Here is a 13,907-nt window from a genome sequence, read left to right as displayed (position 1 = left end):
AAAATTCCTTTTTTATCCGTAAATTCGCATTATATATTTTTTTATGACTGAATCACAGGTTAAAAAAATCGGAGTATTGACTTCCGGAGGTGATTCTCCGGGAATGAACGCAGCTATTCGTGCTGTAGTCAGAACTGCTAATTATTATCATTTAGAATGTTTCGGAATCCGTGAAGGCTATTCAGGCTTAATGGAAGGCAACCTTACCAAGATGGGTGCCCGTTCCGTAAAAAATATCATCAACCAGGGCGGTACTATTTTAAAATCTGCCCGTTCTCTGGAATTTAAAACTAAAGAAGGAAGACAGAAAGCTTTTGAACAATGTCAGAAAGCTGGTATAGACGGATTGGTCTGTATCGGTGGAGACGGTACTTTTACCGGAGCTAAAATTTTCTGTGAAGAATTTGGTATAAAAGTAATCGGTGTACCGGGTACCATCGATAATGATATCTTCGGTACCGATAATACTATAGGATACGACACTGCGCTAAACACAGCAATGGAGGCTATAGATAAGATCAGAGACACCGCAACTTCTCACAACAGAGTATTCTTTGTAGAAGTAATGGGACGTGATGCTGGTTTTATAGCGTTAAACAGTGGTATTGCTACCGGAGCTATAGACATTCTGATTCCTGAAAGAGAAGATAAAATTGAAGACCTGTTTGAAAACTTCAGAAAAGCTGAAGGTACTGGAAAATCTTCAAGCATTGTCGTTGTTGCTGAAGGAGAAAAACTGGGTAACATATATGACCTTGCCCAAAAAACAAAAGATGAATTTCCGGAATTCGACATCAGAGTATCAACTCTAGGACATATCCAAAGAGGAGGTTCCCCAAGCTGTGCTGACAGAGTTCTTGCTAGTCGTCTGGGATATGGTGCTGTAGTAGGACTTATGCAGGGGTACACCAATGTAATGGCTGGTATAAGAGCCAACGAATTGGTTTATACTCCTATAGAGGAAGCCATCAGAAAACATAATGAAATGAATGGCGATTTAATGAAGATCGCCGAAATCCTTGCCATATAAATTATTTACTAATCAATTAAATTTATTTTAAAATGTCAAAAATCAAAGTAGGTATCAACGGATTTGGTAGAATCGGACGTCTTGTGTTCAAAGCAATGACTGAAAGAGACAATATTGAGGTAGTTGGTATCAACGACCTTATCGATGCAGAGTACATGGCTTACATGTTAAAGTACGACTCTGTACACGGGCAATTTAAAGGAGAGATTTCTGTAGAAGGTAACGACCTTGTTGTAAACGGAAACAGAATTCGTGTAACTGCTGAAAAAGATCCTAACAACCTTAAGTGGAATGAAGTTGGGGCTGAATATATCGTAGAATCTACTGGTTTATTCTTAACTAAAGAAAGTGCACAAGCTCACATTAATGCTGGTGCTAAAAAAGTAATTCTTTCTGCACCTCCAAAAGATGATACTCCAATGTTCGTAATGGGTGTAAACCACAACGAACTAACCGATGATATCAAAATCTTATCAAACGCATCTTGTACAACTAACTGTTTAGCTCCTTTAGCTAAAGTTATCCACGATAACTTTGGTATTGCTGAAGGTCTGATGACTACTGTTCACGCTGCTACTGCTACTCAGAAAACTGTTGACGGTCCTTCAATGAAAGACTGGAGAGGTGGACGTTCTGCACTGAACAACATTATCCCTTCTTCTACTGGTGCTGCTAAGGCTGTAGGTAAAGTTATCCCTTCTCTTAATGGAAAACTTACAGGTATGTCTTTCAGAGTACCAACTGCTGACGTTTCTGTAGTAGACTTAACTGTAAGATTAGATAAAGCTACAACTTACGATGAGATTTGTGCTACTATTAAAGCTGCTGCTGAAGGTGAATTAAAAGGAATCCTTGGTTATACTGAAGATGCTGTTGTATCTCAGGATTTCGTAGGAGAAAAGAGAACTTCAGTATTTGATAAAGATGCTGGTATCATGTTATCTCCAACATTCGTAAAATTAGTTTCTTGGTATGACAACGAAACTGGTTACTCTAACAAGTTAACAGACATGTTAATCCACTCTGCTTCTTTATAATTAAGATCAGAATTCAGATAAAGAACGCTTCCATCCGGAAGCGTTTTTTTGTTTTATACAACAAAGCTTCCAAAGCCGTTTTATTCTTTTTATATCTCAATATTTCAAATTAAAAACATTTTAAATTTTTCTTTTGAAATATTTTTGTTAGATTTGTCTAACTTTTTAACTATACAGATATAACAATGAAGAAGTTTTATGTTTCAGTTTTGGCATTATGCAGCCAATATGTGTTTTCGCAAGGCTTTGTAAAAGACAGTCTCAAAGAAAATAGTATAGATGCCGTTGTAATGACAGGACTCTCTAAAAAAACATTTGTAAAAGATAATCCATTACCTATCAAAAGAATTACGGCTAAAATGATGGAGAAAACAAATGAGACGAATATTATAGATGCATTGGTACAAAATACGCCAGGGTTAGTAGCCGTAAAAACCGGGCCGAATGTATCAAAACCCTTTATAAGAGGTTTAGGTTATAACAGAGTTCTTACGCTGTATGATGGACACAGACAGGAAGGGCAGCAATGGGGAGATGAGCACGGAATAGAAGTAGACTCTTACAACATTGCTCAGGCAGAAGTTATCAAAGGACCATCCAGCTTAATGTACGGATCCGATGCTATAGCCGGAATCATTAGTTTCTTTCCTTATATTCCCGTTACACCTAATACAGAGTCCCTGAAGGCTACATCAGAATATCAGACCAACAATGGTATGGTGGGAGCAGGTTTCCGTTGGGCAGCTAATAAAAACAACTGGATTATTGCTACTTCAACTTCACTAAGATTTGCAAAGAACTATAGAAATAGTGTAGACGGAAGAGTTTATAACACCGGGTTTAATGAGAAAAACTTCTCTTTATTATTAGGTTATCAGAAAGGGAATAATTATTCTCATTTCAATATTACCTATTATGATAATGAACAGGGAATTCCAGATGGCAGCAGAAATCCGGAAACACGACAATTTACAAAACAGATTCATGAAGCGGAAGACGATGTAATGGAAAACAGACCTATTGTGAGTGACAAAGAATTGAACTCCTACAGCCTGTCACCACTGCATCAAAATATACGACATCTGAGAATTTATACCAATAACCATTATGAGACCTCCATTGGTGACTTTTACGCCAACGTTGGCTACCAAAGAAATAACAGAATAGAATACAACCATCCTACTAAGACATCCCAGGCCGGAATGTTTGTAAGACTAAACACCTTAAATTATAGTTTCAGATTTATTCCGAACAATACCGGAAACTTTGAATTCAGTTTCGGAGCAAACGGAATGTTGCAGAATAATAAAAATAAAGATGCAACCGATTTTCCCATTCCCAATTATAATCTGACAGATACGGGAGTATTTGCCTATGCAAAATGGTCCAAAAACCGTTGGAATGTAAGCGGAGGTGTTAGATATGATCATAGAAATCTTCGTTGGGATGACTTCTATGTTGCAGCTGATCCTGCCACAGGTTTTGACAGACAAGTTTCTGCTGGAACACCAGACGCAAATCATCAGTTTAGTGCTTACCAGAAAAAATTCAATGGCGTATCCGCTAGTTTGGGAGCAAGTTACAAACTGGCTTCACAGTTGTACATAAAAGCCAATATCGGAAGAGCATACCGAGCACCGAATATTACAGAAATGGCTTCAAATGGCTTGGATCCGGGTGCTCACATTATTTATTTAGGAAATAAAAACTTCGATCCCGAATTTTCATTCCAGCAGGATCTAAGCCTTATTGCCAGTTATCGTAATTTCTCCGGAGAAATTAATGCGTTCAATAATAATATGGACAACTTTATTTACCTTACCATGCTATTGGACAAAGATGGAAAACCACAAACCGATGCACAGGGGAACCGTACTTACCAATACCAACAGGCAAAAGCCAGACTATATGGATTAGAAGCATACTTTGCCCTGCATCCTCAAGCTTTAAAAGGATGGACACTAAGTAATAGTATTGCATTGGTATATGGTTTTAATAAAAATCCGGAATTCAAAGACAAAGGTACAAACGGAGAATATTTACCATTAATAGCACCTTTAAAATGGCTGGGTAAACTGGAGAAAAATTTCACACTCCGGAAAAATAACTGGAAGAATATTACTCCGATGGTAGAAGCAGAATATGATGCTGCACAGAACAGATATCTTGGACTGAATCAGACTGAATCTTATACCCCATCATATTTTCTGATGAACATCGGGATCTCATCAGAATGGAAAGTAGGAAATAAAAGCAGTCTTATGTGCAATTTACAGGTCAACAATGTTTTTGACAGAGCCTATCAGTCACATCTTAGCAGACTAAAATATTTTGAACCACAGGAAACAATAAACACAGGACACAGAGGTATTTATAATATGGGAAGAAACTTTGCTCTGAAGTTAGTTTTCAGTTATTAGTTTGAGCGAGTTGATGTTGACAGTGAGTCCGGATACATGGAAAAACAAATGACATTACCCCGCCCTTATATTCAGGGCAACACTTTCATGTAACTTACAGGCTTTACTGTCAACTCTCAACTCATATTCGTATCTTTGCCATATGATTCGTATTACTAAGATTTTCACGTTTGAAACTGCTCATGTACTTTACAATTATGATGGTAAGTGTAAAAACATGCATGGACATTCCTACAAGTTATTTGTTACCGTAAAAGGGAAACCTGTTAACGATTTAGACAATCCTAAAAATGGTATGGTTGTAGATTTCGGCGATATCAAAAAGATTGTAAATGAAGAAGTTGTAGACATCTGGGATCATGCAGTACTAATCAATGCAAATTCTCCACACAAGGAGCTGGGGAACGAGCTTGAAGGAAGAGGACATAAAGTTATTTACTGTGGTTTTCAGCCCACATGTGAAAATATGCTGTACGAAATTGCTGCAAAAGTTCAGGCAAAACTTCCTTCGGAAATTTCTCTTGCTTATCTTAAGCTTCATGAAACCGAAAACTCTTATGGAGAATGGTTTGCTGAGGATCAATCTGAAAATTAATTTTTATGAAAATTGATTTACAAGAAGGTAAAAAAATATATTTCGCTTCCGATCAGCACTTTGGAGCTCCTACTCCTAAAGAAAGCAAAGTCCGTGAAGCAAAATTCATCCGCTGGCTGGACGAAATAAAAGAGGATGCACAGGTACTTTTCCTGATGGGCGATCTTTTCGATTTCTGGCACGAATGGCAACATGTAATTCCTAAAGGCTATGTAAGGCTTTTGGGCAAACTTGCCGAATTAAAAGACAGCGGAATAGAACTTTACTTTTTTGTAGGCAACCACGACCTGTGGATGAAATCTTATTTTGAAGATGAACTGGAAGTTCCGGTTTATTTCACAAAAAAATACTACGAAATTTCAGGCAAAAACTTTCTTTTAGCCCATGGCGACGGATTAGGCCCCGGAGACAAAGGCTATAAAAGAATGAAAAAACTTTTCACTAATCCTGTAGCGCAATGGTTTTTTAAATGGCTGCACCCTGATATCTCCATGAGAATAGCATTATATCTTTCTCAGAAAAATAAGATGATCAGCGGTGAAGAAGACAAAGAATTTCTGGGTGAGGACAAAGAATTTCTGATTATCTATGCTAAGGAAAAATTAAAGACTGAAAAGATCGATTATTTCATTTTTGGCCACCGCCACCTGCCAATGGTATTGGATCTGAACGCCGGGCAATCAAAATACATTAACCTTGGTGACTGGATTGGCTATTTTACTTATGGTATTTTCGACGGAAATCATTTTGAATTAAAAACCTACGAAGGATAAAACATGGAAAATCATCCCCTCATAGAAGTTATCAACAAAACAACACCTTTTGAGGAGGAAGATATCAGATTGTTTTTATCTGTTTTTGAAGAGAAAAAATTTAAAAAGAATATGCTTCTGTTGGAAGCCGGAAAAACAGCTCATGAAGCTTTTTTTGTTATCAAAGGAGCTTTACGCCAATACTACATCAATGAAGAAGGAAATGAAAGAGTCTGTTACTTCGCTTTTGAAAATGAATTTCTGACTGATTTGGAAAGTTTTTCCAGGCAGATTCCGGCCACGTCCTTTATTATTACCCAAGAAGAAACAACCTGTCTTGTTACCAGCTGCACAAATCTTGCGAATGCCATGAGAGCATCAGAAAATATTGCAACTTTCTTTAAAGTTGTTGTTGAAAATGTAGCTACAGAGAGTATGCGCAGGACAAAATCACTACTCTCCTTTTCTCCGGAAAAACAATTCCTGGAACTGATACAGGAGAAACCACAAATCCTGCAGAGGATTCCACAGCGGTATATTGCACAATATCTGGGAATAGCCCCGGAAAGCCTTAGTAGAATCAGGAAAAGACTGATACAATCCTAAAACCTTAACCCAAGTCATCGTTTTAGGTACAACATTGCTTATATTTTTACAAAAAAAATTATGCAGACAATACTTGGTGCCGGCGGAGATATAGGAACCCCATTAGCACAAGAACTTAGAAAATACACTGACAAAGTCAGACTTGTTGCCCGAAATCCAAAAAAAGTAAATCAGGATGATGAATTATTTGCTGCCAATTTACTTGATGAAAAAAATGTTATTCAGGCTCTGGATAATACAGATGTAGCCTATCTTACCGTGGGCCTTCCCTATGATTATAAAATTTGGGAGAAACAATGGCCTGTTATTATACAAAATGTAATAAAAGCCTGCCTTACCAACGGTACAAAACTCGTTTTCCTGGACAATGTATATGCATACTCTGAAAAAGAAATTGGAAACATGCATGAAGACAGCCGCATTAATCCTCCTTCTAAAAAAGGAAAAATAAGAGAACAGCTCATCAGAAAACTCCATGAAGCAGAAAAAAATAATGGCCTAAAACTAATCATTGCCAAAAGCGCTGACTTCTATGGACCTGACGCAAGAAATGGCATCTTGAATCTGTTAGTTATTGATAACCTTAAAAAAGGTAAAAAAGCACAATGGCAGTCTGATACTGCTAAAATCCATTCTTTCACCTACACTATTGATGCTGCCAAAGGTCTTGCATTATTAGGAAATACAACCTCCGCATACGGACAAAACTGGCACCTCCCAACTTCTTCGGAAAGGTTAAACGGCAAACAATTTATAGAACTTGTCGCTGCAGAACTAAATACAAAGCCCAGATATACTTTACTATCTTCTTTTATGTTAAGATTGGCTGGTTTATTTTCCAAAACAATAAAAGAGCTTATAGAAATGCAATACCAGAATAACAGAGACTATTTCTTTAACAGCGAAAAATTCGTTCAGGAATTCAACTTTACACCAACAACCTATAAGCAAGGAATAAAGGAAATTCTAAAAACCTCATAGCTCCCACAAAAACTTCGTAAATTTGTAGCGTTTTTGACATTAGTATTATGGAGTTAGATATTTTTAATATAAAAACAGAAGAGGATTTCACACAGGCTTGTCTGGAAACGTTTCGTTATCAGTATCAAAATATTGAAGTTTACAGAAAATTTACAGATTATCTGAATATCAAACCCGAGGAAATTACTCGGGTAGAAGACATTCCTTTTCTACCAATAGAAATGTTTAAAAATCATACAGTAATTGATCAGAACAAAAAACCTCAATTTTATTTTCAAAGTAGTGGCACCACACAAATGAATCTTTCCAAACATTGGATTTGTGATGCCGGGCTATACGAAGAAAGTCTTTATAAAAGTTTTGAACAATTTATTGGTAAACCTGAGGACTTTATTTTTCTGGGGCTTCTGCCTAATTATTTGGAAAGACAAAACTCCTCCTTGGTCTATATGGTCGATTACCTGATGAAAGTTTCTAACCAGCCTGAAAATGGTTACTTTTTATATAATCATGAAGATCTTTTAAAGCAGATTCAGCATCTGGAAAAAGAACAGAAAAAATACATTGTATTTGGAGTTTCTTTCGCTTTATTAGACTTCTTAGATACCCTACAACAACTTAATGTAACCAACTTTAAAATCCCTAATGGTATTGTTATAGAGACCGGAGGAATGAAGGGAAGAAAAGAAGAGATCACAAAAGATCAGCTTCTTCAGGAATTACAGACAGGTTTTGGCACTGAGAAAATTTACTCTGAATATAGCATGACTGAATTATTATCGCAGGCATATTCAAAAGGGAATAATGAATACGAAACACCAAACTGGATGCGAATTCTGATCCGTAATACAGAAGATCCATTTTCGTATGTAGATGAGGGACGCACCGGAGCCATTAATATTATTGACTTAGCCAATAAGCATAGCTGTGCATTTATTGCCACACAAGATCTAGGTCGTTTTGATATTGACGTGGATGGTAAAAGAAAATTTCAGGTTCTGGGAAGAATAGACCACTCAGATATCAGAGGCTGCAGCCTTTTGGTAAGCTAAAAGATATTTGATTATTTATGATTCTAATATAAAAAAAGACCTTCTCTTCAGAAGGTCTTTTTTTTATATTCAATATTTTGTTACTCTTAGTTAGCAATTTCTTCTCCACCATCACGCTGAAGCAAGAACTTATAGATCAGTCCGCCGGCAATACCACCAAGGATTGGCGCTACCCAGAACAGCCATAATTGCTGTAACGCTACTCCACCAACAAATAAAGCCTGAGAAGTAGATCTTGCCGGGTTAACAGAAGTATTGGTAATTGGAATTGAAATCAGGTGAATTAATGTTAAACCTAAACCAATTGCCAATCCTGCAAATTTACCATTAGCCCATTTATCTGTTGCTCCCATAATAATAATCAGGAAGAAAGCTGTTAGTAAAAACTCCGCAAGGAAAGCTGCTCCCATAGAATAACTTCTTCCGTTATAACCTGGCATATCGTAGAAGTTAGTTGCAAATGCTCCCGGTCCTTCAGCAGAGAATGCACCAGCACCATTCAGGATAATGTAAAGACAACCAGCTGCTGCTGCCGCTCCTAATACCTGAGCAATAATATAAGGAACAAGATCCTTTGCACTAAATCTTCCACCAGCTAAAAGCCCGAAAGAAACAGCAGGATTAAAATGTCCTCCGGAAATATGACCAACAGCATATGCCATTGTAACAACTGTTAACCCGAAGGCTAATGCTACACCTAATAATCCTATACCAATGTCTGGAACACCGGCTGCAAATACTGCACTACCGCACCCTCCGAATACTAACCAAAAGGTACCAAAAAACTCAGCGAATAATTTTTTCATTTCATTAATATTTTAATATTTGTTTATCAAATGTAAAAAATATTCTGCAATACTGATAGATGTTATGCTGTTTTAACATTCAAACCATAGTGTTTTTGCTTTTACAACAAAATGTATTTCGCGTTAAATCATAGCGTTATCTAAGTTTTTTTTAGAATTGTGCTGTTTCTGTAGAACCCTTTAGAGCTACCGTTGCTGCTTCTCCGGCTGTCACAATAGTCTGAATCTCGTCAAAGAAACCTGTTCCCACAAAAGACTGATGTTTTACAGCACGGAAACCTTCCTGCTGCAATGCAAATTCCTTCTCTTGTAATTGGGAATATCCTGCCATACCATGCTCACGATAGGCTCTTGCTAATTCAAACATAGAATAATTCAGGGCGTGGAATCCTGCAAGTGTAATAAACTGGAATCTGAATCCTAACGCTGCTAAATCTTCACGGAATGTTTCCATTTCCTGCTGACTTAGCTTAGAAGCCCAGTTAAAAGAAGGAGAACAATTATATGCTAATAATTTCCCAGGATATTCAGCATGAATAGCTTCAGCAAACTGTCGTGCTTCCTCTAAATCCGGATGAGAGGTTTCCATCCATAACAAATCGGCATATGGTGCATAAGCCAATCCTCTAGCGATTGCCTGCGGCACACCTGCATTTACTTTAAAGAATCCTTCAGAAGTACGCTCTCCTGTTACAAAAGGCTTATCTATGTCATCAACATCAGAAGTGAGCAAGTCTGCAGCATCAGCATCTGTTCTCGCAATAATAATGCTTGATACACCGCAAACATCTGCCGCCAATCTCGCTGCAATTAGCTTATTTATCGCTTCCTGAGTCGGCACCAATACTTTACCACCCAAATGTCCACATTTTTTTGCAGAGGACAGCTGATCTTCAAAATGTACTGCTGCTGCTCCGGCTTCTATCATTTGTTTCATCAGTTCATAGGCGTTGAGGTTCCCTCCAAACCCTGCTTCGGCATCAGCAACAATAGGAACCAGGTATTGCTTCGACTGATCTCCGTTTACTCTGTTAACAGACTGAATCTGATCTGCACGCAGCAGGGCATTATTAATTCTTTTCACAACTGCCGGAACAGAATTGGAAGGGTATAATGACTGATCCGGATACATTTCTCCTGAAAGATTCGCATCTGCAGCAACCTGCCAGCCGCTCAGATAAATTGCTTCCAATCCTGCATCTACTTCCTGTACAGCCTGATTTCCGGTTAACGCACCTAATCCGGCCACGTACTCCTGGCTATTTAGCTTGCTCCAAAACTTCTCAGCCATTAGCTGTGCTATGGTATAATCTATTTTATAGCTTCCACGTAACCGAAGTACATCTTCTGGTGTATACGGGCGAATTATGCCATTCCATCTTGGGTTTTCATTCCAGTCCTGTTGTAGTTCCTGAATAGTTTTCATAATAATATTTATTTTTCGGTTTGATTTATTTTTTGATTTCAGATGTATTTATAAGCTCTTAATGTTAGAAAATCTTCAAAATTTTCTTCAAAAACCATATCCTGCAGTAGCTGTGTTGCAAGTGCAAAGTTTCCATCGGTATATCGTGTAGCGCCTACATATTCTTTTATCTTCTCGAGCTCTTCATCCTGCCATTTCAGATAATTTTCTTTTGTAAGGTATTGTCCGTCTTCTAAAGGTTTTTGTGAATGGAATACCTGCCACAATTGGGTTCTGGAAATTTCTGCTGTCGCAGCATCTTCCATCAGATTGTAAATAGCTGCAGCACCAACTCCTACTAACCAGGATTCGATATAGAGAATCCCTACATTAATATTCTTGCGTACACCTGCTTCGGTAACTGTCCCTTGTGGAACAGTCAGCAGATCCGCTTCAGCAATATTGTATTCTTCTTTTTTCTGGTCAATCTGATTCGGTGTAGGCATTCCCGCATCGAAAACTTCTTTGGCAACACTTACCAAAGCCGGATGCGCCACCCATGTACCGTCATGACCGTTCTTTACTTCGCGTTCCTTGTCTGCTCTTACTTTTGCAAAGGCTACTTCGTTGGCATTCTCATCATGTTTTACCGGAATTTGTGCCGCCATTCCTCCCATTGCAGAGACGCCTCTTTTATGACAGGTTTTTACCAAAAGCTTTGAGTACGAACTCATAAAATGAATCGTCATTGTCACCTGATCTCTGTCTGGTAATATAAATTCAGGGAGCCTTCTGAACTTTTTAATAAATGAGAAAATATAATCCCAGCGCCCACAGTTCAGTCCCGCCATATGCTCTTTCAGAGAAAAAATAATTTCATCCATCTGAAAAGCAGCTGTAATAGTTTCTATTAAAACAGTTGCCTTAATTGTATTTTGTGGGATTCCAAGATAGTTCTGTGAGAATACAAAAACTTTATTCCACCATGCCGATTCATGATAACTCTCCAGCTTCGGAAGGTAAAAATAAGGTCCAACTCCATTTTCCAACTGCTTTTTAGCATTCAGAAAAAGGAAGATTCCAAAATCAATTAAAGAGCCCGATGCCTGCTCTCCATTAATAAGGACATGTTTTTCATTTAGATGAAGCCCTCTTGGGCGTACCAGCAAAACTGCAGGTCTATCATTCAGAATATATTGTTTCCCTTTAATTTCGAAATCAATATTTCTGTTATTCAAATCTCTGAGATTCACCTGCCCATCCATTACATTCTCCCAGGTAGGAGAATTGCTGTCTTCAAAATCAGCCATGAAACAGTTAGCTCCGGAATTCATAGCATTAATAATCATTTTACGGTCAACAGGACCTGTAATCTCTACCCTTCTGTCCAGCAAAGAATCCGGTAGTGGTTCACATACCCAGTTTCCATTCCTGATTTCTTCGGTCTCTTTCAAAAATCGAGGTAAAATTCCCTGATCAAATTCCTTCTGCAAAACCTTTCTTTTATCTAAAAGAGCTTGTCTCTCAGCATTAAAATGCTCATGCAACTCTGTTAAAAACAATTGTAATTCAGCAGAGTATATCTCTTCATACTTTTTTGAATGTTGAATACTAAATTTTTCCATGAGTCTGATTTTTTTGCTAATGTAAAAAATAAATTTTCACCAACAGCGAATTTTCGCTAAAATTAAAAATAAATTATTATGCGAATAATCGCTTTTATTTTCTATATTTATTTTATGAATATCGAGAGCGATTATATACGTACTATTTTCGGGGTAAAGCTGAGACAGCTCCGCCAACAGAAAAACTGGTCACTACAGGAAATTTCTGAAAAAACAGGTATGTCCAAATCTTACCTGAACGAAATAGAAAAAGGAAAAAAATATCCCAAGCACGACAAAATATTAGCTCTGGCAGATGCTCTGGATTGTAATTTCGATGAATTGGTCTCTATTCAGCTCGATAAAAACCTGGCTCCAATTGGAGAACTGATGCAAAAAGATTTCTTTAGAGAACTTCCTCTGGAACTTTTCGGAATCAATAAAAATTCACTTATCAACATTGTAAGTGAAGCCCCAAAAAAAGTAAATGCTTTTATCAACACTCTTATAGAAATTGCACAGACTTATAATTTTGATAAAGATCATTTCTATCTTTCGGTACTACGATCCTTCCAGGAACTTTATAATAATTACTTTCCGGAAATTGAAGAAAAAGCCATCGAATTCAAAAAAAAATATGGACTTACTACAATTAATATTCAGATTTTAGAAGATATATTGAAGCAAGAATCAGGTTATCAGATTTACTATGAAGACTACGAAGAACAGGGGCAGCTAAAGCATCTGCGCTCTTTATACTCCGCAGATCATAAAATTCTTTCCATTAACCAGAAACTTGGAGAACAGCAAAAGCTATTTATTCTGGCAAAGGAAATTGGATTTCAGTATTTAAATCTGCAACATCGGCCAAACACTTATACCTGGGTAAAGTTCACCAACTTCGATAGTCTTGTTAATAACTTTTATGCATCTTATTTTGCAGGCTGCCTGCTTATCCCAAAAGATCAGTTGATACAGGAAACAAAGAGTATATTTTCTGATAAAGAATGGAATAATGAAAAATTTGATCATCTTATAGAAAACTATACACAGTCTCCTGAAACTCTTTTTTACAGACTTACTAACATTCTTCCTGAATTTTTCGGGATGAAGGATATTTTTTATCTGTGTTTTGTAAAAAGAAAGAACAGTGACAAAATAGATATTCTGAAAGAATTGCACCTCAACAGACATCAGGCTCCACATGCCAATACAACTAACGAACATTATTGCCGCCGATGGATTGCTATAAAAAATATGCAGAATCTTTCCGACTCCAAGAGTCTGACAGCCATACAAATATCAGAATATGAAAATTCAGGTCTCAATTATCTGGTAATATCCACATCTCAGAAAAACCCTTTTGCTGATGGTAATAACAGAAGCTATTGTCTGGGAATCCTACTAAATCCCGAAACAACAAAACAATTAAAATTTCTGAAGAATATATCCAGAGAAAGTGTAGGTGTTACCTGCGAAAGCTGCTCTATAAAAGATTGTGAAGTACGCCAGGCTCCAGCTATAAAACTGGAAAAACAAGAACTCAATGAAAAAATACAAATCTCTGTTGAAAAGAAACTTAGAGAAATGAAAAATAAATTATAAATTACTGACTCAAT

Annotated in this window: 12 protein-coding genes; 9 read left to right on the top strand and 3 right to left on the bottom strand. The window is 37.2% G+C overall.

Annotated elements, in window-relative coordinates; all coding sequences use genetic code 11:
• The first annotated feature begins 43 nt into the window (after positions 1-43).
• From pfkA to ATE49_RS04765, 8 genes are all read left to right on the top strand, one after another.
• Positions 44-1,030 (top strand): 6-phosphofructokinase, encoded by a 987-nt coding sequence (gene pfkA / locus ATE49_RS04800; protein WP_059154277.1) that lies wholly within the window; start codon positions 44-46, stop codon positions 1,028-1,030.
• Positions 1,031-1,062: 32 nt separating this feature from the next.
• Positions 1,063-2,067: a type I glyceraldehyde-3-phosphate dehydrogenase gene (gene gap / locus ATE49_RS04795; RefSeq protein ID WP_009087903.1), complete on the top strand. Its 1,005-nt coding sequence runs from the start codon at positions 1,063-1,065 to the stop codon at positions 2,065-2,067.
• A gap of 185 nt (positions 2,068-2,252) precedes the next feature.
• Positions 2,253-4,487 carry a TonB-dependent receptor plug domain-containing protein gene (locus tag ATE49_RS04790; RefSeq protein WP_065081261.1) on the top strand — a complete coding sequence of 745 codons (2,235 nt, stop codon included), beginning with the start codon at positions 2,253-2,255 and terminating at the stop codon, positions 4,485-4,487.
• Between the two features lie 142 nt (positions 4,488-4,629).
• Positions 4,630-5,082 carry a 6-pyruvoyl trahydropterin synthase family protein gene (locus ATE49_RS04785; protein WP_059343671.1) on the top strand — a complete coding sequence of 151 codons (453 nt, stop codon included), beginning with the start codon at positions 4,630-4,632 and terminating at the stop codon, positions 5,080-5,082.
• A gap of 5 nt (positions 5,083-5,087) precedes the next feature.
• Positions 5,088-5,855 (top strand): UDP-2,3-diacylglucosamine diphosphatase, encoded by a 768-nt coding sequence (locus ATE49_RS04780; RefSeq protein WP_065081260.1) that lies wholly within the window; start codon positions 5,088-5,090, stop codon positions 5,853-5,855.
• A gap of 3 nt (positions 5,856-5,858) precedes the next feature.
• Entirely contained in the window at positions 5,859-6,440 is a 582-nt protein-coding gene (locus ATE49_RS04775; RefSeq protein ID WP_065081259.1) for a Crp/Fnr family transcriptional regulator, read from the top strand.
• 60 nt (positions 6,441-6,500) lie between these two features.
• Positions 6,501-7,421 carry an NAD-dependent epimerase/dehydratase family protein gene (locus ATE49_RS04770; RefSeq protein WP_065081258.1) on the top strand — a complete coding sequence of 307 codons (921 nt, stop codon included), beginning with the start codon at positions 6,501-6,503 and terminating at the stop codon, positions 7,419-7,421.
• Positions 7,422-7,468: 47 nt separating this feature from the next.
• Complete coding sequence (locus tag ATE49_RS04765; RefSeq protein WP_065081257.1) at positions 7,469-8,473, top strand: LuxE/PaaK family acyltransferase; 1,005 nt, start codon at positions 7,469-7,471, stop codon at positions 8,471-8,473.
• 86 nt (positions 8,474-8,559) lie between these two features.
• On the opposite strand, the gene aqpZ is transcribed toward ATE49_RS04765, so the two are convergent.
• The 3 genes from aqpZ to aceB all read right to left on the bottom strand — a co-directional run bounded on the left by aqpZ (position 8,560) and on the right by aceB (position 12,309).
• Positions 8,560-9,279, bottom strand: a complete 720-nt coding sequence (gene aqpZ / locus ATE49_RS04760) for an aquaporin Z (protein WP_009087912.1) — start codon at positions 9,277-9,279, stop codon at positions 8,560-8,562.
• A 151-nt stretch (positions 9,280-9,430) separates the two neighbouring features.
• Positions 9,431-10,705 (bottom strand): isocitrate lyase, encoded by a 1,275-nt coding sequence (aceA, locus tag ATE49_RS04755; protein WP_065081256.1) that lies wholly within the window; start codon positions 10,703-10,705, stop codon positions 9,431-9,433.
• Positions 10,706-10,743: 38 nt separating this feature from the next.
• Complete coding sequence (aceB, locus tag ATE49_RS04750) at positions 10,744-12,309, bottom strand: malate synthase A (RefSeq protein ID WP_065081255.1); 1,566 nt, start codon at positions 12,307-12,309, stop codon at positions 10,744-10,746.
• Between the two features lie 78 nt (positions 12,310-12,387).
• Here aceB and ATE49_RS04745 point away from each other — a divergent pair, with 78 nt between their 5' ends.
• Complete coding sequence (locus tag ATE49_RS04745) at positions 12,388-13,893, top strand: helix-turn-helix domain-containing protein (protein ID WP_065081254.1); 1,506 nt, start codon at positions 12,388-12,390, stop codon at positions 13,891-13,893.
• Positions 13,894-13,907: the final 14 nt, after the last annotated feature.

The sequence above is a fragment of the Elizabethkingia miricola genome (genome assembly GCF_001675285.1).
GTDB lineage: Bacteria > Bacteroidota > Bacteroidia > Flavobacteriales > Weeksellaceae > Elizabethkingia > Elizabethkingia miricola.
Note: the sequence above shows the minus strand (reverse complement) of the source record. Positions and strands in the feature narration are given on the sequence as shown.